Below are 22,549 nucleotides of genomic sequence, written 5' to 3'. Positions count from 1 at the left end.
TCCGTTGAGGTCCGTGGACGCGCCCCGGCGAATCGTCGGGCGTGCGCGTCCTGAGCGGCGGCCACGGCACTGTGCGGGTGTGTTCGACGTGGCCGCCGCTTGTTGACGTTACGGTGCTCAGCCGCGTACGGGCTCGAGCTCCCGGTCCTCGTCCTCGGCGAGCCGGGGCTCGGCCAGGGACTTCCGCAGCTTCTCGCCCTCTACGTCGACGTTCGGCAGCGCCTTGTCCAGCCAGCGCGGCAGCCACCAGGCGGCCTTGCCGAGCAGCGCCATGACCGCGGGCACGATCGCCATCCGGACCACGAACGCGTCGAAGAGGACGGCGATCGCGAGGCCGAAGCCCATCATCTTGATCATGTCGTTGTCCTCCATGATGAAGCCGGAGAAGACACTGATCATGATGACCGCGGCGGCGCCGACGACCCGGCCGCCGTGCCGGAACCCGGTCACGATGGCCTCGCCGGGCCGCGCCCCGTGGACGTACGCCTCGCGCATCCGGGTCACGAGGAAGACCTCGTAGTCCATGGCGAGACCGAAGACCACACCGATCATGAAGATCGGCATCATCGACATGATCGGGCCCGGCTGGTCGACGCCGACCAGGTCCGCGAGCCAGCCCCACTGGAAGACCGCGACCACGGCGCCGAGCGCCGCCGCCACCGACAGGAGGAAGCCGAGCGCCGCCTTGAGCGGGACCAGGATCGAGCGGAACACCAGCATCAGGAGCAGGAAGGCCAGGCCGACGACGAGCAGCAGGTAGGGCACGAGCGCGTCGTTGAGGGTCTGCGAGAAGTCGATCGTCATGGCCGTCTGGCCGGTGACCAGGACGTCGGAGCCGGTGTCCGCGCCCCACGCCCCGGCCTCGGAGCGGATCTCCTTGACCAGCTCCTCGGTCTTGTGGTCACTCGGGCCCGTCGACGGGACGACGGACATGATGGCGGTGTCACCCGCCTCGTTGACCTGCGCGGGAGCGACCGCGGCGACCCCGTCGACCTTGGCGAGCGAGTCGCCGACCGACTTGGCGGCGGCCTCCGCGCCCTTGCCGTCGACGGTCACCATCAGCGGGCCGTTGAACCCGGCGCCGAACGACTCGGACAGCATGTCGTACGCCTTGCGCTGCGTGCTGTCCGGCGCGGACGTGCCCTCGTCGGGCAGGCCGAGCTCCAGGCTGGTGGCCGGGACGGCGACGGCGCCGAGGCCGATCACGGCGACGAGCAGCACGGTCAGCGGGCGGCGCATCACGAAGCGGGACCAGCGGGTGCCCAGGTTCGGCTTGCTCTCGGGCGTGTCCGGCGTCGGGGCGGCGGCCTTGCGGTCCTTGCGGCGCAGCACCTTCTTGCCCGCGAAGCCGAGCAGCGCCGGGATCATGGTGAGGGCGATGACGACGGAGATGGCGACGGTCGCGGCAGCGGCCAGCCCCATCTTCGTCAGGAGCGGGATGTTCACGACGGACAGGCCCGCGAGGGCGACGATCACGGTGAGTCCGGCGAAGACGACCGCGGAACCGGCCGTGCCGACCGCGCGGCCCGCCGCCTCCTCGCGCTCGCGTCCTTCGGCTATCTCGGCGCGGTAGCGGCTCACGATGAACAGGGCGTAGTCGATGCCGACCGCGAGGCCGATCATCGTCGCGAGCGTGGACGTGGTGGAGGACAGCTCGAGGACGCTGCCGAGCGCCGTGATGCCGGAGATGCCGATACCGACGCCGATGATCGCGGTGAGCAGCGGCATACCGGCGGCGACCATCGAACCGAAGGTGATGAGCAGGACGACCGCGGAGATCGCGATACCGATGAGCTCGGCGCTGCCGCCCATCTCCTGCTCGGACTCGACGGCGTCACCGCCGGCCTCGACGGTGAAGCCGTCGGCGCGGGCGTCGTCGATGGCCTTGGTCAGCGCCTCGTGCGACGCGTCGGTCAGCTCGGTCGAGGCGACCTTGTACGAGACGGAGGCGTAGGCGGTCGAGCCGTCCTTGCTGACGGCGTTCGCCTTGTACGGGTCGGCGACGGAGGAGACGTCCGGGCCCTTGCCGAGCGCGGTCACCAGCTTCTCGACGTCGGCCCTGGGCGCCGGGTCGGTCAGCTTCTCGCTCTGCGGGGCGCGGATGACGACGCGGGCCGTCCCGCCCTCGGCCCCGGCGGCCGGGAACTTCTCGTCGAGCAGGTCGAACGCCTTCTGCGCCTCGGTGCCCGGCATCGAGAACGTGTCGGCGGGCGGGGCCGGCGCGGCCGACGACGCGAAGCCGATCCCGCCGAGCAGCAGCACCCACAGCAGCGCCACATAGCGGCGGCGCCGGAAGGACAGCCGCCCGAGTTTGTACAAGAACGTAGCCACGGCGAAATGGGCTCCCGTCGGGATCGTGAGGCAGGAGCGACTACCCGGGCGTGCGTCGTCGCACGTCAGGACGGTCGGCAGGATCGGCTTCCATCGTCTCCGCTGCCCGGAGCCATTCGGTAAGCCTCTGAGCCGGAGTACGGGCCCGCGTTCGCGGTAGGCGCGGTCCGCGCGTGTCATCCCCGGGGAGGAGTGATGTGCGGTGTGTGTAGAACCCCGGGTGCAGATGCGGGTACACCCGACAAGCCGGAAACGCAGGCGGGACACGTGTCAGTCAGGTACCTGGAGGTATCCGCTTTGACATACCTATGGCCTCATACCTATCTTGGGTGCCATGCCCGTCTCCCGTGCCGCCCGTAAGGACGTCGACCGCGTGGCCTGTGCGCTCGCGGTGTCCCTGCCGACGCTGCACCGGACCCTCGACCGCCGGATCCTCGGGGACTTCCCGCACGACCGGCTGCCCGAGGCACAGATCGCGCTGCTCCGTCTGGTGGCGGAGCGGGACGGCATCACGGTGCGCGAGGCGGCGCACGAGCTGCTGATGCAGCCGAACAACGTCAGCGCGCTGGTCTCCCACCTCACCCGCTCCGGACTGCTCGAACGCCGCGGCGACGACACGGACCGGCGCGTGGCCCATCTGCACACCACCGCCGTGGCCCGGGAGCGGATCGCCGAGGCCGAGGGGATCGCCCGGCGCCACCTCGCGGCGGCGCTGCGCCATCTGACCGGCGGTGAGCTGGACGCGCTCGGCTCCGCCCTGGGCGCGCTGAACTCGCTCGACACGTTTCTGCGGCCGACCGCGGGCTGACGCCCGCCGGTCCGCCGCGCACGCGCCCTGCTCCCGTCACGCCTGTGCCGGGGGCGGGGCGCTTTCCGTGCCCCTTTTTTCACTGCCCCTCGTTGACCCTCGTCCCAGACAAGGCACACGCATGTCCTCCCCTTCTGTCGCCCCCTCCCCCGCCCAGGTGTCTCCGCCACCGGACGCGGCCCCCTCGGGGCGGCGCGCCAACCCCTGGCTGACGCTGATCGCCGTCGCCTTCGGCCTGTTCATGGTCGGGCTCGACGGTTCGGTCGTCTCCATCGCGAACCCGGCGATCGGCCGCGACCTGAACGCCTCCACCGCGGGCCTGCAGTGGGTGACCAACTCCTACCTGCTGGCCCTCGCCGCCGCACTGATACTCGGCGGCAAGCTCGGTGACCGGTTCGGCCGGCGCACCGTCTACCTCGTCGGCGTCGCGGGCTTCACCGTGGCGTCGGTGGCGATCGGCCTGTCCGGGTCGATCGAGCTCGTCATCACGTTCCGCGCCGCGCAGGGCTTCTTCGGCGCGCTGCTCATGCCGAACACGCTCGGCCTGCTGCGCGCGGTCTTCCCGCCGCGCAAGTTCGGTATGGCCGTCGGCATCTGGGCCATGGTCTCCTCGGTCTCCACGGCGCTCGGCCCGATCGTCGGCGGCCTGCTCGTCGAGCACGTCAACTGGGAGTCCGTCTTCTACATCAACGCGCCCGTCGGCATCATCGCGATCGTCGTCAGCGCGCTGGTGCTGCCGCAGAGCAGGAACGCGAAGGCGGCCGGGGAGAAGTTCGACGTCGTCGGTGTCGTCCTGCTCGCGCTCGGCATGCTGGTCGTGGTGTTCGGCGTGGTCAAGGGCGAGACGTGGGGCTGGAGCTCGGCGGGCACCCTCGGCGCGATCGTCGCCGGTGTGGTGCTGCTCGTCCTCTTCGGCGCGTACGAGTCGCGCGTCGCGCACCCGCTGCTTCCGATGCGGCTCTTCCGCAGCTCGGCGGTGACCGTCGGCACGGTCGTCACCGCGCTGAACTTCTTCGTCCTGCTCGGCGGCATCTTCTTCGTGATGCTCTACCTGCAGAACGTGCGCGGGTTCTCGCCCGTCGAGGCCGGTGTCCGCACGCTGCCGCTGAGCCTCGCGTCCGTCGTCGCGTCGCCGCTGGGCGCGGCGCTCACCGACCGGTTCGGGCCGCGGCTGACGATGCCGCTCGGCATGGTGCTCCAGGGCGCGGCGTCGTTCCTGATGCTCACGTGGTCGGCGGAGTCGGGGTACGGGGCGCTGTGGCCGCCGTTCGTCGCGCTCGGTCTCGGCGTCGGCATGGTGATGTCGGCGTCGTCCGCCGCGATCGTGGGCAACGCGCCGGTCGAGGACGCGGGCGTGGCCGGCGGCTTGCAGGCGACCGCGCTGCAGGTGGGCGGCGCGCTCGGCACGTCCGTGCTCGTGTCCCTGATCAGCAGCCGGGTCGGCTCGACGCTCGGCTCGGAGCTGACCTCTGCGGGCGTTCCCGAGCGGGCCACCGGGCAGCTCGCGGAGGCGAAGGACGCGGTGGCGATGGGCGCGGCGCCGGTCTCGGAGTCGATGCCCGCGCAGCTGAAGGCGGCGGTGGTCGAGGGCAGCCACGCGGCATTCATGACCGGCGTGCACACCGCCGTCCTGGTGATGGGCGTGCTGTGCGCGCTCGGCGCGCTGGCCTCGGCGGCGGTGCTGCGCAAGCAGGGCGCCCCTGTGCAGCACTGAGGTCCGCGGCGGTGCTCCCGGAGCGGAGCACCGCTCCATGAGCACTGCGCTCAGAGCTGTTCCCGTACCCAGCGGGGGTCGGGGTTGGTATGCGGGCGGTCCGCGACGAAGACGGTCGGCACCGTCTCGTTGCCGTCGTTGACCGCCCGCACGGCGGCCGCGCCCGCCGGGTCGCGCCAGATGTTCACCCAGTGCAACCGGCGGGCCCGGCGGCCGAGTCGCAGGCGGAGCCGCATGCAGTACGCGCAGCCGGGGCGCCAGTAGACGACGGGCCGCCCGTCGGCCGCGCCGCGCCGTCGCGCCTCGGCCGAGCCGACCGACCTGGGGAAGATCAGCGGCGAGCACACGCCCGCGAGCACAAGGAAGACCAGCACGTACGCCACGGCCGTCCCGGTGTCTCCCCGCAGGGCCGGGCCGGTCGCGGCGAGAGCGCCGCAGAGCACCAGGAGTATCGGCAGGATCAAGGCGCGTGTCATGATCCGCAGACTACGCGGCGGCCACCGGCTGGTCCGCGGTCCGGGGCGTGACCTGCGGCGCCTTGCGCAGGGACGCGATGCCGATGAACACCATCGAGAAGAGACCGGTCAGGGCGAAGGCCGTGAAGCCCCAGTCGCCGTTGCCGGAGGCGAGGAGCTGGCCGCCGAGCCAGGGGCCGAAGACGGCGCCGAAGCGGCCCATGCCGGAGGTCCAGCCGACCGCCGTGGCCCGGCTCTCGGGCGCGGAGCGGATCGACACCGTCGCGTAGATCATGGTCTGCGCGCTGTTGAGGAAGACGCCCGCGAGGAAGACCACCACGAAGGTGAGCGCGAGCGCCATGTGGATGCTCAGCAGGTAGACGCTGACCGCCGTCAGCAGGAACCAGATCGCGGAGATGCGCGGGGCGCCGAAACGGTCGGCGGCGCGGCCCGCGACGAGCATGCCCGCGATGCCGCCCAGGTTGAAGACGACGACGAACTGGAGCGAGGAGCCCAGGTCGTAGCCCTCGGCGCGCATCAGCGTGGGCAGCCAGGTCGCAACGCCGTAGACCAGGAGCAGACCGCCGAACGAGGCCACCCAGTACAGCAGCGTCTGCACCCACTGGTGGGCGCGGAACAGGTCGGTCAGCGCGTCCCAGCGCCCGGCGCCCTCCGGCCGCCGCTCCTTCAGGGCGGGCAGCTCCACGTCGTACGTGGTGGACAGGTGCCGCGCCTCCTCGGTGCGGCCCCTGGCGACGAGGAAGCTCAGGGACTCCGGCATGACCTTCGCGATGACCGGCACGAACAGCAGCGGGAGCACGCAGAACCAGAACGCGGCCCGCCAGCCGAGCGGTTCGACCACCCAGGTCGCCACGTACGCGGAGAGGATGCCGCCCGCGTGGTGCGCGGTCATCAGGCCGCCGACGATCAGGGCGCCGCGTCCGCGCGGCGCGTAGTCGGAGACCATCGTGATCGCGGTGGGCAGCAGGCCGCCGAGGCCGATGCCGGCGAGGGTGCGGCCGAGGCCGAACGTCGCGACGTCCGGGGCGAGCGCGCACAGTCCGGAGGCGAGCGAGAAGACGGTGACGCAGCCGACCATCATCTTCTTGCGGCCGATCCGGTCGGAGACCGTGCCTGCGGTCAGGGCGCCTATCAGCATGCCGAAGGTGGCGTAGCTGCCCAGGTCACCGGCCTGGTCGGGGTCGAGGCCGAGCGCCTTCGACTCCAGCATGTGCGGCAGCACGGAGCCGTAGATGAACATGTCGAGGCCGTCGAAGAGGACGGCGAGCCAGCACAGGGCGAAGACGAGCCGGGCCATTCTCACGCCGCGGCGGGCGGCGGCGGGCGGGGTGGCGGAGGAGGACATCGTTGTTCCTCTCGTCAGGGTGGGGAGTCCCTGGAGCGATATGTGTGAGCGGCACGCTAGAAACGCGTGCCGCCCTTCGTCAACACTTTTGTTGACAATCTCAGGAACAATCCATGAGTGCTCAGCCTTGGACGGGCGGCCGCACGGGCGGGGTGCCGTGCGTGTGGAACGACTGGATGGTCTTCAGCCCCCACGCCTGTCCCTTGGCGCGCTCCGCCTCGGTCCACGTGATCAGCGGCCAGTCGGGCGCGAGGACGAGCCGGGTGAGCGGGTTGCACAGCTCGATGCGGTTGCCGCCGGGCTCGTAGACGTAGAGGAAGAACGTCTGCTGGATGGCGTGCTTGTGCGGGCCCGTCTCGATGAAGACGCCGGAGTCGATGGCCAGGTCGGCGGCGCGCAGGACGTCCTCGCGGGTGTCGGTGGCGAAGGCGATGTGGTGCAGACGGCCCTCGCTGCCGGTCCAGTCCTCGGTGTAGACGACGTCGTACGACTTGTTGCCGAAGGTCAGCCAACGGGCCGCGACGCGCCCTGTGTCGAGGCGGATCTGTTCCGTGGGCCGGGCGCCGAGCACGTTCTGCTGGAACTCGGCGTTGGCGAGCACGTCGGCGGCGAGGAAGTTGATGTGGTCGAGGCGGCGCACGCCGACGCCCCGGTTGGGCTTGGCCTGCGGCTGGTTCTTCAACGCCGGTTTCAGCTCATCCGGCGCCTGGTAGTACTCGCTCTCCCAGTACAGGGCGTGTTCGTGGCCGTCCGGGTCGGTGGTGACGTACAGCTTGCCGAGGCCGGGTTCGTCCTCGGCCCACCGGCCGCTGCCGCCCGCCGCCTCCACCGCCCCCACCCGGCGCCGCAGCGCCTCCTCGCTGGAGGTGCGCAGGGCGAGCCGGCCGAGTCCGGGCTGCTCGCGGGCGGTGAGGACGAGGCTGTGGTGCTCGTAGTCGTCGAAGGTCCGCAGATAGACCGTGTCCCCGTCCTGGCCGTTGACGGTGAGGCCGAGGAAGTCGGTGAAGAAGGCGACGCTGGCGTCCAGGTCGGGGGTGAACAGCTGGGCGTGGCCGACGTGGGCGATGTCGCCGAGGGGCGGAGTCATCGGGGACCTCCTGAAGGGGGTGCGGGCGCGGTGGCGGGGCGGGGGAAGACGGTGCCGTCGAAGATCTTGCGGGCGGTACGGACGACAGCGGTGCGGCGGGCGCGGGGCAGCCCGTCGGGCCCCTCGGCGAGGCTGCTCTCGATGTCGGTGAAGCCGGTGGGGTGCTCGATGCGTACGCGGTCCGTGGCGGGAGGCCGGACGACGCTCGCGGCGACGCCCCCGTCCAGGAGCAGACCCGCGGCCACGCTCGCGGCGCCGAGGACGCCGATCGAGGTGTGGCAGCGTACGGGGATGAAGGTGCGGGTGGTGACGGCGCCGCCGTGCCGGGGCGGGGCGAGCAGGGTCACCTTGGGCACGGTCGCGGCGGAGACGTCGCCGAGGCCCATCAACTCGCCCGCGGCCAGCCGAAGATGACGGACGCGGTCCGCGAGTTCGGCGTTCCCCTCCAGCTCCTCCGGATCCTCGTAGCCGGTGACGTCCAGGGACCGGGCGTCGACGAGGACGGTCGGCATCCCGTTGTCCACGCACGTCACCTCGATGCCGGTGACGGTGGAGCGGACGTGGCCGGTGGGCAGCAAGGGCGCACTGCCGGGCGGGAACTCGATGACGACGGCCGCGGCGGTGTCCGGGACACCGGAGATCTCCGTGCCCCCCGTGTAGTCGACGCGCCCGCCCGGGGTCGGGAACGTCGCCGTGGCGGAGTCCCCGGAGTTGACCATGCGGATGCGGACGGCTGTCTCCGCGGAACCGGCGGCGACCAGTCCGCGCTCGACGGCGAACGGCCCGACGCCCGCGAGGAGGTTCCCGCAGTTCTGCCGGTCCGACACCTCGGCCTTGTCGACGCCGACCTGGAGGAAGAGGTAGTCGACATCGGCTTGCGGGTCCTGCGAGGGTGCGACGACCGCGACCTTGCTGGTCAGGGGGTGCGCGCCGCCGAGGCCGTCGATCTGGCGGGGGTCGGGGCTGCCCATGATCCGCAGGAGCAGGTCGTCGCGGGCGGCCGGGTCGGCGGGGAGGTCGTCCGCGAGGAAGTAGGCGCCCTTGGAGGTGCCGCCACGCATCAGCATGCAGCGCACCTCGGTGGGCGCGGTCACGAACCGGCCCCCGTGTGCTTCGTCTGCTCGTCGTAGGTGCGGTACTCGACGCCGAGCCGCGTGAGCGTGTCGCGCAATCCGTAGCGGTCGAGGCCGAGCTGGCCCTCCAGGAAGGCGGCGCGCGTGGCGGCCTCCTTCTCCTCGCGGGCCCGCGACTTGCGGGCCGCCTCCGCGGCCCCCTCGCGGGGGACGACCACGACCCCGTCGTCGTCGGCGACGATCACGTCACCGGGGCGGACGATCTCGCCGCCGATCACGACGGGTACGTTGACGCTGCCGCCCGTCGCCTTGACGGTGCCCTGCGCGGAGACGGCCGCCGACCAGGCGGGGAAGCCCATCTCGCGCAGCTCGGAGGTGTCGCGGATGCCGGCGTTCGTGACGATGCCGCGTACGCCGCGCTGCTTGAGGGCGGTGGCGAAGAGCTCGCCGAACATGCCGTCCGTGGACGGCGAGGTGGTGGTGACGACGAGGAGGTCGCCCTCGCCGCACTGCTCGACCGCCGCGTGGATCATGAGGTTGTCGCCGGGCCAGGACAGGACGGTGACGGCGGTACCGGCGACCCGGGTGTCCTGCTGGTTGGGGCGCAGCCGGCTGCCGAGGAGACCTGTGCGGCCCATCGCCTCGTGGACGGTGGCGACGCCGTACCGGGCAAGCTCCGCGACCTCCTCGCGGGTGGCCTTGGGTGGGTCGGTGACGATGACGCCGGGCATCAGGCGAGCTCCTTCGCGATCTGCGGGTACGGGCGCATGTACGCCTCGGCCATGGTCTTGTGGGTGAGCCCGAGGTTCGGGCCCGCGTTCCGCTTGAGCTGCACGCCCCGGCGCACGGCGAGGTCGGTGTAGTAGTCCCAGAGGTGCCGCTGCGCGGCGAGGCACTCCATGGCGCGGCGCTTGGTCTCCCACACCTCGGTGATGTCGAGGAGCACCTCGGGCCTGAAGCCGCTCATCTCCGGCTGGTGCGGCTCGAAGTAGAAGACGGGCGGGGCGCCGATGATCTCGCCCTCGCCGGGGTAGCCGATGGCCTGCGCGAGGACGCGCGCCTCCAGGGCCATACGGTTCGCGGCCGGGTGGTCGCCGTTGTACGGGTCCTCGACGGGGTGTGTGAGGACGACGTCGGGCTGCGTCTCGCGGTAGACGGTGACGAGCCGGTCGGTCAGCTCGGCGGTGGGGACGAGGGGGTAGTCCCCGGCGTCGAAGAAGCGGACGTCGGCGCCGAGTTCGGCGGCGGCGCGCTCGGCCTCGTCGCGGCGTATCGCCTTGATCTCGTCGAGCTTCCTGCCTTCGCGCCAGGCCTTCGCGGACTCGCCGCGCTCGCCGAACGTGAGGCACGCGATGGTGACCTTCTCGCCCCGGGAGGCGGCCAGCGCGACGGCGCCACCGGCCCGCCACACGAAGTCCCCCGCGTGGGCGGTGATCACCAGTGTCGAGCGTGATGGGGCGGCGGGCGGGTTGCCTTGGGTCATGCTGCGTCTCCTTGACTGCGAGGAAGGCGCCCGCCCTGGCGGCGTCAGCCGGCGCGCAAGGCGTCGATCACGCTGCCGAGGTGGGCGCGGACGGCCCGTTCGGCCGCCTCGGGGTCCCTGGCGCGGATCGCCTCGATCACCGCCAGGTGTTCACTCAGGGACTGCTGCGGACGCCCCGGGCGCAGCGCCAACTGGAAGCGGTGGCGCACCAGTTGGGCGTTGAGCCGCTCCAGGAGACCGACGGCCGTGTGCTGGCCGGAGATGTCCCGGATGCGGGCGTGCAGGTCGTGGTTGAGGTCGGAGTAGGAGAGCGGATCGCCGTCGGCGACCGCCTTGGACATGGCTTCGCCGAGCGCGGTCAGCTCGTCGAGCTGGGCGTCGGTGGCGTCCTTCGCCGCCTTGGCCGCGCACAGCCCTTCGAGCACCATCCGGCACTCCGTGATCTCCACGGCCTCCTCGACCGTGACCACGCGCACTCGCGATCCGCGGTTGCGGATCCGCTCGACAAGCCCCTCGGCGGCGAGGTCGAGCAGCGCCGCCCTGATGCTGGCGCGGGTGACGTCGTACTGCTCGGCGAGTTCGTTCTCCACCAGCCGCTGGGCCGGTGACATCTCGCCGCGCAGGATCGCCTGCCTGAGCCGCTCCAGCGCGTACTGCTTGGCCTGCTCTCCGGAGCCTGGACGGGCTTCCTTCGGCATCTGCCCTCCCTGAGTGAGTGCCTGTCGACGCTAAATCTAGGCCAACAAGATTGTCAACGATTTTGTTCGCATAATTCCGGCTCCGGGCACGCTCCGGATCTCGCCCCTGCCCTGCCCAGGCGTTCACACCCCGTACGGGTCCGGTTCACGCACCGACCCCTTCCGTCTCACGCCAAGATCACACGATGCTGCCGTCATGTTCCCGGCATGTTCCCGACATGAAGGAGCTCTCCCGTGGTCAGCACCCGGACACCCCTGGCTCTCCTCGCCACCGCCGTCGCCGCGCTCGCCGTGACCGCCACCGCCCCGGCCGGAGCCACCGCCCCGCTGCCCGCCGTGCCGCCGCGCGCGGAGACGGCCGCCCTGCACGACGACGCCGCGGGCGGCGACGCCGACGCCGACGACCCCGCGATCTGGCGGAACGACGCGGACCCCGACCGCAGCCTCGTCATCGCCACGGCCAAGCAGGGCGGGCTGCGCGTGTACGACCTGGACGCGCGCGAGGTGCAGTCGATACCCGCGCCCGCCGCGCCGGGCCCGGACCACGCGCCCGGCCGCTTCAACAACGTCGACCTGGTGGACAGCGCCCGCCTGCCCGACCTCGCCGTCACCACGGACCGGGGCAGCGACCGGCTGAGGATCTACCGCGTCGACCGCGACCGCCGTGGCGGCCCGCTGAAGGACGTCACCGACCCGCGGGCACCCTTGGTCTTCTCCACCTCCCAGGAAGAGGTCGACGAGCAGCGCACCGCGTACGGCCTGGCCACCTGGACCGACAAGCGGACGGGCCGCTCGTACGCGCTCGTCAGTCAGCGGGAGCGCACGCGCCTCGCCCTCCTCGAACTGACCGCGCAACGCGACGGCACCGTCGGCTACCGCCCCGTACGGACCCTCGACCTGCCCTCCGCCTTCCGCCTGCCGAACGGGGCGTCATGGTCACCGTGCGCCGAGCCCGGTGAACTCCCGCAGGTCGAGGGCATGGTGGTGGACCCGGCCGACGGCACGCTGTACGCGGGCCAGGAGGACGTCGGCATCTGGCGCCTGCGCGCCGACCTCGAGGGCGCCCCGGAACTGGTCGACAAGGTGCGCGAGTACGGGGTTCCCGGCACCTACGACGAGGCCACCGAGGAGTGCGTCGCGGGCGCCGACCCCGGCTTCGGCGGCACGCACCTCACCGCCGACGTCGAGGGCCTGACCCTCGTCACCGAGAAGGACGGCGACGGCCTCCTGCTCGCCTCCAGCCAGGGCGACAACACCTTCGCGGCGTACGACCGGGAGGCGTCCGACGCCGGTGAGTACGCGGGCGGCTTCCGGATCACCCCGGCCTCGGCGGCGCTCGACGGCTCCGAGGAGTGCGACGGCGCCGCCGCGCTGAACGCCCCGCTCGGCCGCCGCTACCCGCACGGCCTCCTCGTCGTCCAGGACGGCCACGACGCGCCGGGCGACCCGGACCGCCCCTCCACCGACTTCAAGTTCGTGGACCTGGGCAAGGTCACGGCCGCGATCGACGACTAAGGCACGACTAAGGCACGACTAAGGCCGCTTGTCCGAACAGGTGGGCGGCTCGCCCCAGGCCGATTCGAGAGCGGACCGCAGCGCCGCGACCGCCGCCGCGCCGATCCGGTCGGCGAGCCGCTCCTCCAGGCGCTCCAGCGCGCGGCGCGCCCGCTCGTGGGCGCGCCGCCCCTCGGCGGTGCGGCGAATGAGCCGCTGCCGCGCCGACGACGGGTCCGGCACCTGTTCGAGCAGCCCAGCCGCGACCAGCGCGTGCACGGCCTGATGAACGGTCTGCCGTGTCACGCCCATCCGCCGCGCCAGCTCGGCGACGGTGGTGCCCTCCTCGTCGAGCTGCGCGAAGAGCTGCACCTGCGGCGGCGTCACCGCGGGCCCGCCGTCGCCGCCCACCTCGGCGAGCAGCCCCTCCTCGAACCAGCGTCTGGCCTCGCCGAGCAGCTGCGGCAGATCACGCCGGTCGCGCCGGACCCCGGTCATCGTCTTGCCTTCTTCCTCATCGAGATGTCAGGCTACCTGACGTACATCGTCAGGCAACCTGACAAAGCGCAGGTCGGCACGTGAAGGTGGGCCCCACATGACCATCGAGTTCGCGACACGCTACCGGGACGCGTCCCGCATCCCGCCCGAGCCGGGAAAGCCGTACTTCATCGAGAAGGGCGAGGGCGACCGGGCCCACCTCTTCGGTGACCTGATCACCGTCTACGCGGGCGGTGAGCAGACCGAGAACACCTTCAACTTCTTCACCTGTGAAGGACCCAAGGGCGACATCATCCCGGCGCACCTGCACGCCGACACGTATGAGGTCTTCTACGTGACACACGGCGCGGTCCGCCTGTTCGTCGAGGACACCGAGGGCGAGCAGACCGAACGCCTGCTCACACCGGGCGACTTCGGCTTCGTACCGAAGAACTGTCCGCACGCCTACCGGATGGAGCGCCACCACACGCAGATCGTCGGCGTCGCGGCCGGCCCCGGCGGCACCTTCGAGCGGTTCTTCGAGAGCCTCGGCACCCCGGCGGAGGCACACGGCCTGCCGCAGCGGCCGTTCGTCCCCGAGCCGCACAAGTTCGGTACCGTGCCGCGGGAGTACGACGTCCGGTTCCTGCCCGACCAGCAGTGGCGGACCTCGTGACAGCGGCCGAGGTGCGGGCGCTGATCGCCGCGCCGCACCCGGACGTCGCGCCGCTGCCTCCGGCGGCGGAGCGCGGGGCCGGGACACGTGTGCTGCGAGGTGTGCCGTACGGGGTGGTCGAGGGCGGCCGTCCGCTGGAACTGGACCTGTGGCTGCCCGCGGCGCAGGCCCGGCGCCCCGTTCCCCTGGTCCTCTTCCTGCACGGCGGCGCGTGGCGACGTGGCCGCCGGGACGACATGGGGGTGCGCACCCGGGCCTGGGAGCCGGGCCCGTTCGAGCGGATCGCGGCGGCCGGGCTCGCCGTCGCCTGCGTCGACTACCGGCTGAGCGGCGAGGCACTGTTCCCGGCTCAACTGGACGACGTACGCGCGGCGTTGCGCTGGCTGGGGCTGCGCGCCGACGAGCTGGGCATCGACTCGGAGCGGGTCGTCGTCTGGGGCGAGTCCGCGGGCGGTCACCTGGCCTCGCTCCTCGCGCTCACGCACCCGGAGCCGCCGCTCGCCGGGGCGGTCGTCTGGTACGGGCCGTCGGATCTGGAGACACCGCGACCGCCGTTCGACCCCGCCGACCCCTCGTCGATGGAGGCGCTCCTGCTCGGCGCGGCGCCCTCGACCGTCCCGGAACGCGCCGCCGCGGCGAGCCCCGTCCGCCGCGCGCACGCGGGCGCGCCACCGTTCCTGATCGTGCACGGCGAGGCCGACACGATGGTGCCGTGCGGGCACGGCCGGGACCTGGCGGCGGCGCTGCGGGCGGCGGGCGCGGAGGCCGAGCTGCGGATCGTGGCCGGGGCGGAGCACGGCTGGGTCGGCGCCGACGAGGACGAGGTGGCGGAGATCTTCCGCGCGTCGCTGGAGTTCACGCGCCGCACCGCATGATCCTCGTCTCTGTAACGGGCATCTCTGTACCGGGTACCTCTGTAGCGGGCATCTCTGTACCGGGCACGAAAGTGCTGGCAGATTGGGGTGCTCCACCACAGAACCCCGATGACGAGGTGTGCGCATGAGCCCGCAGTTCGGCGACTACCAGTACGAGATCTACCTCGACGGACTGCGGGGCGTCGTGCCCACCATGCCGATGGAGCACGACGCCCTGGAAGCACGGGCACGGGCGGCGCTGCCCGAGTCCGTGTGGTCGTACGTGGCCGGGGGCGCCGGTGACGAACACACGCAGCGGGCGAACGTCGAGGCGTTCCGGCGGTACGGGCTCGTGCCGCGCATGATGGTCGGCGCGGCCCGGCGGGATTTGTCGGTCGACCTGTTCGGACTGCGCCTGCCCTCTCCGCTCTTCATGGCGCCGGTCGGCGTCATCGGGCTGTGCGCGCAGGACGGGCACGGGGATCTGGCGACCGCGCGGGCCGCTGCGCGCACGGGCGTGCCCATGGTCGCCTCGACCCTGTCGGTGGACCCGATGGAGGACGTGGCCGCCCAGTTCGGTGACACCCCGGGCTTCTTCCAGCTCTACACGCCGACCGACCGGGAGCTCGCGGAAAGCCTGGTCAAGCGGGCCGAGGCCGCGGGTTACCGGGGCATCGTCGTCACGCTCGACACCTTCATCACCGGCTGGCGCCCGCGCGACCTGTCGACGTCCAACTTCCCCCAGCTGCGCGGCCACTGCCTCGCCAACTACACCTCGGACCCGCGCTTCCGGGAACTGGTCCCCGGCACCGACCCCATGGACACCGTCTCCGCCTGGGTCGGCCTCTTCGGCTCCCCGCTCACCTGGGACGACCTGCCCTGGCTGCGCTCCCTGACCGACCTGCCGCTGCTCCTCAAGGGCATCTGCCACCCCGAGGACGTACGCCGGGCCCGCGACGGCGGCGTCGACGGCATCTACTGCTCCAACCACGGCGGCCGCCAGGCCAACGGCGGCCTGCCCGCGCTCGACGCCCTGCCCGGCGTCGTCGAGGCCGCCGACGGCCTCCCGGTCCTCTTCGACTCCGGCGTCCGCTCCGGCACGGACGTCGTCAAGGCGCTGGCGCTCGGCGCGACGGCGGTCGGCGTCGGACGCCCGTACGCGTACGGGCTCGCCGTCGGCGGGGAGGACGGCCTGGTCCACGTCCTGCGGACGCTGCTCGCGGAGGCGGATCTGCTGATGGCGGTGGACGGGTATCCGACGCTCGCGGACCTGACACCGGAGACCCTGGTGAGGGTGGCGGGGGCCTGACGGCCCGGACATCGAAGCATCGGGGCGCGGTGCGGCGGTGCCGGTCGACGGCGGGGTCGTGTGAAGCCCGCCGAGACTGGTCGATGGCGGGCTCTTGTGCAGCCCGCCGGGGTCCGTCGACGGCGGGTCTTGTGCAGCCCGCCAGGGTCCGTCGACGGCGGGTCTTGTGCAGTCCGCCGGGGCCCGTCGACGGCGGGTCTTGTGCAGCCCGCCGGGGCCGGTCGACCGCCGTGCCTGTGGCGGAGCCGCGTCGGGCGTCCCGCCGGCCCCGGACGCCGTTCGAGGCGGGGCCTCACTCACCCTTGCGCAGGTGCGCGAGCAGCTCCGTCGTCGCGGGCCAGCTGAAGTCGCCGGAGGCGAACCGTACGCCCATCCCCCGCAGCCGCCGCACGCTGTCCTGGTAGGCGGGGTGCAGGGCCAGTTGTCCGTTCACGCAAGGGGCGGCGGCGACGGGGGTGCCCGCGCCGTACGCCTCGCAGAGGGTCGCCACGGCCAGGGTGTCGGCGATGCCCGCCGCCCACTTGTTGACCGTGTTGAACGTGGCGGGCGCGACCACGATCGCGTCCGCCGGCGGGAACGGCCGAGGCGTCGCGGGCGAGCGCCATGCGGACCGCACCGGGCGCCCCGTCCGCTCCTCGACGGCGGCCCGGTCGAAGAAGCCGCCGAGCGCGGTGGGCGTCGCGATCACGCCGACCTCCCACCCCGCGGCCCGCGCGTCGCCGATCAGCCCGCCGACGCCGTCCGCGGCCCCGGCCGCGCTGACGATCACGTACAGGAACGGCTCAGCCATGGTGTGCCTCCTCGATCAGCGCCGCGAGGCACTCCGCGACCTTGAGCAGACCGGCGTCGTTCGGGGTGACGGGTTCGTCGAGGTAGACGTCGCGGCGCAGCTCCAGCATCAGGGCGTGCACGCGGGTGTCCTTCGTGTAGTGGCGCAGGGGTACGTAGGCCCCGGCGAACGGGGTGTTCAGGCCGGTCTCGCCCAGCGGAGCGAACGCCTCGCGGGCCAGACGGACCAGCGCGTCCGGGGTGTGGAAGGGATCCGTGCCGAGGCAGACGGCGGGGCGCGGGTCCGTGCCGTGCAGTTCGTAGGGCAGGGCGCGGCTCGGGTAGGAGTGGACGTCGATGATCACGGCCCGGCCGGTCGCCGCGAGGCGGTCCTCGACGGCCCGGGTCATCGCCTCCGCGTAGGGGTGGAAGTAGGTGGCGAGGAGTTCGGCCTCGTCGGCGGGCGGCTCGGGGCGCAGGGGCTCGCGCCGGGTGGTGCGGGTGTAGACGGCGCCCATACCGACCGCCCGCATCTCCTCCCGCTCGTCGGGGAACCGTTCGGGGTCGACGACGAGGCGGGACCGTTCGTTGACGAACCGCCACGGGGTCACGGCGGCGGCGCGCGCGGCGTGCTCGGCGATGTCCTGGGTGCGGGCGTCGGTGATGAGGTCGAGCTCGCGCTCCAGGGCGACGCCGTCGAGCAGCAGCCCGGCCCGTACGCCGGCGGGGACGGTACGGGAGCCGTGCGGCACGTGGAGGAGGACGGGCGAGGCGGGATCGCCGGGCAGGAGCCGGTGGGCGGGACTGTCCATGTCCCTACTCTCCCCCGTCCCCGGCACGTCACCGGAGGCCGGGGTCGCAGCAGCCGTCCTTCCTCATGCGGCGGCTCACCTCCAGCCAGTGACCGGTGTGCGCGTCCGCGGTGACCGGTTCGAAGGCCCCCACGAGGTCGGCCTGCCGGAACAGGAGCCCGCCGCGCAGGACGTCCGTCGTACGGACCAGGTCGCCGAAGTCGGTGAACGGGTCACCGTCGACGAAGGTGAGGTCGGCGAGCTTCCCTTCCTCGACCGTGCCCAGGTCGGCGTCCGCGCCGAAGACGCGTGCGGGCAGGACGGTCGCGGTGCGCAGCGCCTGCGCCGGGGTGAGGCCGCCGCGATGCAGGGCGCGCAGGGCGAGGTGGAGGTGGAGGCCGACGGGGACCAGGGGCTGGTCGGTGCCCAGGGCGACCAGTCCGCCGTCGGCCAGGATCCGCCGGTAGTTGTCGGTCTCGCGCCGCAGCGTGGCGAGTTGGGCGTCGGTGGGCGGGGCCGCCGCCAGCTGGTCCACGACGACCGTGTCCCACGGCGGCATCAGCGCGGTGACGCGCGGATCGTCCGCGAGGGAGGGGTCGGCGCCGAGCAGCGGCGCCGCCGTGAAGGGTGTCGCGACGAGGTGGAAGCCCGCCTGGGTGCAGATCTCCCGCACGTCCTGGTACGAACGGCCGCCCGCCGTCGTGGCGTGCCCGTATTCCAGGCGCTGCGTGGCCTGCAGATGGGTCGTCAGGTCCTGCCCGAGCTGGACACCGGGGGTGCAGAGATGGCTTCCGCTGCGTACGCCCAGCCGCTCGTGCGCGAAGCGCGCCGCCTCCTCCATGACCCAGCCCGGCGCCCGTACGTACGTCTTCACGAAGTCCCAGTCGAGCGCGGCGGCCCGGTCGAGGGAGCGGCGCAGGCCCGCGCGGGTGCGGTGGGCGCGGCCCATGCTGTAGGCGACGCGGGCCCCGTCCAGGAGTTCGCCGGTGGCGAGGAGACGGGGGCCGGCGAGCGCCCCGGCGTTCACCGCTTCCCGGATGCGGGCCTGTTCGTAGGCGAAGCCGCCGAGGGAGACGGCGGTGGTGATGCCGTAGGCGAGTTGCAGGACGGTCTGGCGGCCGCCGTAGGTGGACTGCCAGGGGTGGGTGTGGGCGTCCCACAGGCCCGGCAGGACGGTCCGGTCGGAGGCGTCGATGCGGTGTGCGGCGGGGCGCCGGGCTCCGGCGCGGTGCGGGGCGACGCCGGTGATCCGTCCGCGTTCGACGGTGATGTCGACGTCGTCGCGGACGGCGCCCCCGGCCCCGTCGGTCCCGTCCCAGAGGCGGCCCGCGTGCACGACGGTGTCGGCGGGGCGCGGCCGGCGCCGGTCGAGCGGGACGCGGACGGTACGGGCGGTGCCGCGCTTCACGTCCAGGAGGCGGAGCTTTCCCGCCGACAGGTAGAGCAGGCGGCGGCTGTCGGCGGCCCAGCTCGGATGGTCCGCGGCCTCCTCGGTGACCTGGCGGGGCGGCCCGTCCGGGGTGCCGTCGGGGCGGACGGGGAGCAGCCACAGCGCGGACTCGACGACGACGGCCATGGTGCGGCCGTCGGGGGACCAGACGGGCCCTGAGTCGTACCGGTCGGCGATCGACACGTGCGGGGCCACCGCGTGCGGCTCAGCCGTGCCGGTGGCCGTGTCGACGACGCGGATGAGGTTGTAGCCCTCGCGGAAGCGCTGGTTGAGACGGCCCCGGTCGCACAGGGCGACATGGCGGCCGTCGGGCGACCAGGAGGGCCGGCCGGGCAGTCCACCGCCGCCCAGCGGTTGCGCGAGGACCCGCTCCGTGCCCGCCGCGAGGTCGCGGACCACGAGGTTCCCCGACATGTCGAGGCAGGCGAGACGGGTGCCGTCCGGCGACAGCGCTGGAAAGACGCGGCCGCCCTCCGCCAGGACGGTCTCCTTGCCGGTGGCGAGGTCGTGGCGGCGCACGGCGAGGAGGCCCGCGCGGTCGTCCGCGTACAGGAGCGCCTTGCCGTCGGGGGCCCAGGCGGGAGCGAGGAGATAGCGCGTCGCGGGGGCACGGACGATGCGGCGGGGCGCTCTGCCGACCGAAGTGGAGCCCACGTACAGGGAGTTGAGGGCGGCGAAGGCGACCGATCGGCCGTCGGGCGACAGGGCGGGCAGATGCGGGGCGCGCACGGGGTGTACTCCCCCGGCCTCGAAGTCGTAGCGCTTGACGCGATAGTGGGGCCGGTCGACGGTGTGACGGGCGAGGAAGGGGATGCGTTCGGCGTCTGCGGGCTTGTCGGGGCGTACGAGGCGGAACGTGCCGTCCACGGTGAGCAGCAGCGTGTCGTCCCCGGTCCAGCGCGGCGGTACGGGCGCGAGGTCGCCGCCCACCTCGACCTCTTCGCCGTCGACCACGAGGGTGCAGCTCGCGGCGGGTGACGGGGTGGTACGGAGGTGGGCGAGGCGGCCGCGCGGCGAGAGCGCCGGGGTCATGACCTGGGCGCCGGATCCGTCGACGCGCTCGACCGCGACGGGTCCGGCGCCGTCCGCGCCGACGGAGGCGATGGTCGTGGCCCGCAAGGTGGCGCCGGGCGCGGGGACGACGCCGCGGACGAAGAGAACCCGCGACCCGTCGGTGGACCAGGTGGGGTCGAAGTCCTCCCAGGCGCCGCCCTGCCCGGGGCCGGACTGACCGGGCAGACCGGTCAGCCGGGTCAGCTTCCCGTCCCGTACGTCGACGACCCAGATCCGGTACGGGCTCCCGGCGACCGGGTCACCGCCGCGCTCGGAGGCGAACGCGACGCGGGTGCCGTCCGGCGACCAGGCGGGCCCGCGATCGTCCCAGGGCCCGTCGGTGAGCCGGCGCGGCGCGGACCCGTCGGCGTCGAGCAGCCAGAGGTGGAACCCGCCGTCCTGGTACGCACAGACGACGATCCGCTCGCCGTCCGGGCTGAACTGCGGCCTGGTGGGCTCCAGTTCGGGCGTCGTGAGCGCGGTCGCGGGGCCGCCGTCGCGCGGGATCGACCACAGGACGTTCTGGATCTCCGCGACGAGCCGGTCGCCGGACGGGGCGAGGGTGGCGGCGCCGTTGGTGGCGGCGGTGAACGACAGTACGACGGAGCGCGCACCGGCCGCCGCGACCGACGGCGCTTCGAGGGCGGCCCCCGCGGCGACGGCACCGGCCGCGACGGTGGTGCTCTGCAGAAAACGGCGACGCGAGAGGGCGGGGCCGCAGAGGCGGGGCGTGTCCATGGGGGCTCCCAGGGCGCAGAGGGGTGCGGGGCCGGAGGATGCGCAAGGTGAAGAGGGGACTGACAGCAACATACGGGGCGGACGCACGCGGCGGGGGCCTCCCGCGCGGGGACGGCCGGATCCTTGCGACCGCACGGCGAGGCCCCCGGGAGGCCCCCGCGAGGCCACGGGAATATGCCGGACGCACCCCGGGTTGACGCCCCCGAACGACGAGGAGGCAATCGTGGAGCAGAAGTACTACACGCACGGGACGGCCGCGGAGCGGTGGGAGCGGGCGCGGATGTTCTTCGACGCGAAGGAGTTCAGCAAGGCCGCCGACATCCTGGACGGCCTCGTCGAGGAGGTCCCGGAGCAGGTCGGGCCGCGGCTGCTGCTCGCCCGTTCCTACTACCACTCGGCGCAACTGCGGCGCGCGGAGGACCAGTTGCGGATCGTCGTCGAGCGCGACCCGGTCGAGCACTACGCCCGGCTGATGCTCGGGCGGACCCTGGAGCGCCAGGGACGGGACGCGGAGGCGGCGCCGCACCTGCGGATGGCGGGGGTCCTCGCCGGCGACTTCCCGCAGGACTGAGCCGAGCCCGTCGGAGCCGCAGCGCACAGCGACGCACCGCTGTGAGCTGCGGCTCCTTCCGCGAGGCCGCTCGGTTAGCCTGGTCGGACGATGAACCGCACCGATCAGTCCACACCCGCCCCGGCCCCTGTCGAGCGCATGAGCACGCCCTGGGGCGAGCTTCACCTCACCCGATACCCCGCGGACCCCCGCGACCCGCTGCGCGCCTGGGACGCCGCCGACTCGTACCTGCTGAAGCACCTCGCCGAGAGCGGCACGGAGCTGTCCGGCGCGGTCGTGGTGGCCGGTGACCGGTGGGGGGCGATCGGCACGGCGCTCTCGCTGGCGGAAGGGTGCGCGCCGACGCTGATCTCGGACTCGTACCTCGGGCAGCGGGCGGCGGAGGAGAACCTGGCGCGAGCGGGAGCCGACGGCGCCGGGGTCCGGCTGCTCACCACGCAGGACACCCCGCCCGAACGCGTGGACGTGCTCCTGGTCCGCGTACCGAAGAGCCTCGCCCTGCTCGAGGACCAGCTGCACCGGCTGCGGCCCGCGCTGCACGAGGGCACCGTGGTCGTCGGCACCGGCATGGTCAAGGAGATCCACACCTCGACGCTGGACCTGTTCGAGCGGATCATCGGCCCGACCCGCACCTCCCTCGCCGAGAAGAAGGCGCGGCTCGTCTTCAGCACGCCGGACCCGGCCGCCCCCTCCCCCGGGCCCGACCCGTGGCCGCACTCCTATCAACTCCCCGACGACATCGGCGTCATGGCGGGCCGCACGGTCGTCAACCACGCGGGCGTGTTCTGCGCCGAGCGTCTGGACATCGGGACGCGGTTCTTCCTCCAGCACCTGCCGCGAGCGACCGGCGCCGCCCGCGTCGTCGACCTCGGGTGCGGCAACGGCGTCGTCGGGACGAGCGCCGCGCTCACCGCCCCGGACGCGGAGATCCTGTTCACCGACGAGTCGCACCAGGCGGTGGCCTCGGCCGAGGCGACGTACGCGCGGAACTGTGCCGACCGCCCCGGCAAGGCCGTCTTCCGCGTCGGCGACGGTCTCGCGGGCGTGCCCGGCGCGAGCGTGGACCTGGTCCTCAACAACCCGCCGTTCCACTCGCACCAGGCGACGACGGACGCGACGGCGTGGCGCATGTTCCGCCAGGCCCACGCGGCGCTGCGCCCCGGCGGTGAACTGTGGGTCGTCGGCAACCGCCATCTCGGTTATCACCTGAAGCTGCGCCGCCTCTTCGGCAACAGTGAACTCGTCGCGAGCGGCCCGAAGTTCGTGGTCCTGAAGGCGGTACGGCGCGAGCGCGAGGGGGCACGCGCGCGTGGAGCCCGGCGCGGCTGATCAGCCGTACCGGCGCCGCACGCG

The 22,549-nt window shown here is 72.9% G+C and carries 20 protein-coding genes; 8 read left to right on the top strand and 12 right to left on the bottom strand.

What is annotated here, in order from left to right; translation table 11 throughout:
• Nucleotides 1-117: 117 nt before the first annotated feature.
• Complete coding sequence (locus ACH4RC_RS05305) at nucleotides 118-2,331, bottom strand: MMPL family transporter (RefSeq protein ID WP_398195337.1); 2,214 nt, start codon at nucleotides 2,329-2,331, stop codon at nucleotides 118-120.
• Between the two features lie 334 nt (nucleotides 2,332-2,665).
• Here ACH4RC_RS05305 and ACH4RC_RS05300 point away from each other — a divergent pair, with 334 nt between their 5' ends.
• The gene (locus ACH4RC_RS05300) at nucleotides 2,666-3,139 is read left to right on the top strand and encodes a MarR family winged helix-turn-helix transcriptional regulator (RefSeq protein ID WP_398195335.1); all 474 of its coding nucleotides are present in this window, start codon (nucleotides 2,666-2,668) and stop codon (nucleotides 3,137-3,139) included.
• Nucleotides 3,140-3,260: 121 nt separating this feature from the next.
• Entirely contained in the window at nucleotides 3,261-4,853 is a 1,593-nt protein-coding gene (locus ACH4RC_RS05295; RefSeq protein ID WP_398195332.1) for a DHA2 family efflux MFS transporter permease subunit, read from the top strand.
• 50 nt (nucleotides 4,854-4,903) lie between these two features.
• On the opposite strand, the gene ACH4RC_RS05290 is transcribed toward ACH4RC_RS05295, so the two are convergent.
• The 7 genes from ACH4RC_RS05290 to ACH4RC_RS05260 form a co-directional block, all read right to left on the bottom strand.
• On the bottom strand, nucleotides 4,904-5,329 hold the full coding sequence (locus ACH4RC_RS05290) for a glutaredoxin domain-containing protein (RefSeq protein WP_398195330.1): 426 nt from the start codon (nucleotides 5,327-5,329) through the stop codon (nucleotides 4,904-4,906).
• A gap of 10 nt (nucleotides 5,330-5,339) precedes the next feature.
• Nucleotides 5,340-6,674 (bottom strand): MFS transporter, encoded by a 1,335-nt coding sequence (locus tag ACH4RC_RS05285; protein WP_398195327.1) that lies wholly within the window; start codon nucleotides 6,672-6,674, stop codon nucleotides 5,340-5,342.
• Nucleotides 6,675-6,795: 121 nt separating this feature from the next.
• Nucleotides 6,796-7,761: a catechol 2,3-dioxygenase gene (locus ACH4RC_RS05280; protein ID WP_398195324.1), complete on the bottom strand. Its 966-nt coding sequence runs from the start codon at nucleotides 7,759-7,761 to the stop codon at nucleotides 6,796-6,798.
• Nucleotides 7,758-8,855: a 4-oxalomesaconate tautomerase gene (locus tag ACH4RC_RS05275; RefSeq protein ID WP_398195322.1), complete on the bottom strand. Its 1,098-nt coding sequence runs from the start codon at nucleotides 8,853-8,855 to the stop codon at nucleotides 7,758-7,760. The genes ACH4RC_RS05280 and ACH4RC_RS05275 overlap by 4 nt, the downstream gene beginning before the upstream one ends.
• Nucleotides 8,852-9,565 (bottom strand): 4-carboxy-4-hydroxy-2-oxoadipate aldolase/oxaloacetate decarboxylase, encoded by a 714-nt coding sequence (locus ACH4RC_RS05270; protein ID WP_398195320.1) that lies wholly within the window; start codon nucleotides 9,563-9,565, stop codon nucleotides 8,852-8,854. The genes ACH4RC_RS05275 and ACH4RC_RS05270 overlap by 4 nt, the downstream gene beginning before the upstream one ends.
• The gene (locus tag ACH4RC_RS05265; protein WP_398195318.1) at nucleotides 9,565-10,317 is read right to left on the bottom strand and encodes a PIG-L deacetylase family protein; all 753 of its coding nucleotides are present in this window, start codon (nucleotides 10,315-10,317) and stop codon (nucleotides 9,565-9,567) included. Before ACH4RC_RS05265 ends, ACH4RC_RS05270 begins: the two co-directional genes overlap by 1 nt.
• A 44-nt stretch (nucleotides 10,318-10,361) precedes the next feature.
• Entirely contained in the window at nucleotides 10,362-11,015 is a 654-nt protein-coding gene (locus ACH4RC_RS05260) for a GntR family transcriptional regulator (protein ID WP_398195315.1), read from the bottom strand.
• Nucleotides 11,016-11,249: 234 nt separating this feature from the next.
• Here ACH4RC_RS05260 and ACH4RC_RS05255 point away from each other — a divergent pair, with 234 nt between their 5' ends.
• A complete protein-coding gene (locus ACH4RC_RS05255; RefSeq protein WP_398195312.1) occupies nucleotides 11,250-12,530 on the top strand; it encodes a phytase in 1,281 nt (426 codons plus the stop codon).
• A gap of 18 nt (nucleotides 12,531-12,548) precedes the next feature.
• Here the strand turns inward: ACH4RC_RS05255 and ACH4RC_RS05250 are convergent, their stop codons facing one another.
• Complete coding sequence (locus tag ACH4RC_RS05250; RefSeq protein WP_398195310.1) at nucleotides 12,549-13,007, bottom strand: MarR family winged helix-turn-helix transcriptional regulator; 459 nt, start codon at nucleotides 13,005-13,007, stop codon at nucleotides 12,549-12,551.
• A gap of 97 nt (nucleotides 13,008-13,104) precedes the next feature.
• Here ACH4RC_RS05250 and ACH4RC_RS05245 point away from each other — a divergent pair, with 97 nt between their 5' ends.
• From ACH4RC_RS05245 to ACH4RC_RS05235, 3 genes are all read left to right on the top strand, one after another.
• Nucleotides 13,105-13,662 (top strand): quercetin 2,3-dioxygenase, encoded by a 558-nt coding sequence (locus ACH4RC_RS05245; RefSeq protein WP_398195307.1) that lies wholly within the window; start codon nucleotides 13,105-13,107, stop codon nucleotides 13,660-13,662.
• Nucleotides 13,659-14,537: an alpha/beta hydrolase fold domain-containing protein gene (locus tag ACH4RC_RS05240; RefSeq protein WP_398195304.1), complete on the top strand. Its 879-nt coding sequence runs from the start codon at nucleotides 13,659-13,661 to the stop codon at nucleotides 14,535-14,537. Before ACH4RC_RS05245 ends, ACH4RC_RS05240 begins: the two co-directional genes overlap by 4 nt.
• 124 nt (nucleotides 14,538-14,661) lie before the next feature.
• On the top strand, nucleotides 14,662-15,825 hold the full coding sequence (locus ACH4RC_RS05235) for an alpha-hydroxy-acid oxidizing protein (RefSeq protein WP_398195301.1): 1,164 nt from the start codon (nucleotides 14,662-14,664) through the stop codon (nucleotides 15,823-15,825).
• Nucleotides 15,826-16,117: 292 nt separating this feature from the next.
• Here ACH4RC_RS05235 and ACH4RC_RS05230 read toward each other — a convergent pair whose 3' ends face one another.
• The 3 genes from ACH4RC_RS05230 to ACH4RC_RS05220 are packed head-to-tail and all read right to left on the bottom strand — an operon-like array spanning nucleotide 16,118 to nucleotide 20,625.
• The gene (locus ACH4RC_RS05230) at nucleotides 16,118-16,615 is read right to left on the bottom strand and encodes a flavoprotein (RefSeq protein WP_398195298.1); all 498 of its coding nucleotides are present in this window, start codon (nucleotides 16,613-16,615) and stop codon (nucleotides 16,118-16,120) included.
• On the bottom strand, nucleotides 16,608-17,405 hold the full coding sequence (locus tag ACH4RC_RS05225; RefSeq protein WP_398195295.1) for an N-formylglutamate amidohydrolase: 798 nt from the start codon (nucleotides 17,403-17,405) through the stop codon (nucleotides 16,608-16,610). Before ACH4RC_RS05225 ends, ACH4RC_RS05230 begins: the two co-directional genes overlap by 8 nt.
• 28 nt (nucleotides 17,406-17,433) lie before the next feature.
• Nucleotides 17,434-20,625, bottom strand: coding sequence for an amidohydrolase family protein (locus ACH4RC_RS05220; protein ID WP_398195292.1), 3,192 nt, complete (start codon nucleotides 20,623-20,625; stop codon nucleotides 17,434-17,436).
• A 280-nt stretch (nucleotides 20,626-20,905) separates the two neighbouring features.
• On the opposite strand from ACH4RC_RS05220, the gene ACH4RC_RS05215 reads away from it, so the two are divergent.
• Together ACH4RC_RS05215 and ACH4RC_RS05210 are read left to right on the top strand one after the other, a co-directional pair.
• Entirely contained in the window at nucleotides 20,906-21,196 is a 291-nt protein-coding gene (locus ACH4RC_RS05215) for a tetratricopeptide repeat protein (RefSeq protein WP_398195734.1), read from the top strand.
• A 138-nt stretch (nucleotides 21,197-21,334) separates the two neighbouring features.
• Nucleotides 21,335-22,525 carry a methyltransferase gene (locus ACH4RC_RS05210; RefSeq protein ID WP_398195731.1) on the top strand — a complete coding sequence of 397 codons (1,191 nt, stop codon included), beginning with the start codon at nucleotides 21,335-21,337 and terminating at the stop codon, nucleotides 22,523-22,525.
• Nucleotides 22,526-22,549: the final 24 nt, after the last annotated feature.

This window comes from Streptomyces sp. NPDC016845, assembly GCF_044332585.1.
In the GTDB taxonomy this organism is placed as follows: Bacteria; Actinomycetota; Actinomycetes; order Streptomycetales; family Streptomycetaceae; genus Streptomyces.
This window is presented reverse-complemented; position numbering and strand designations above follow the sequence as displayed.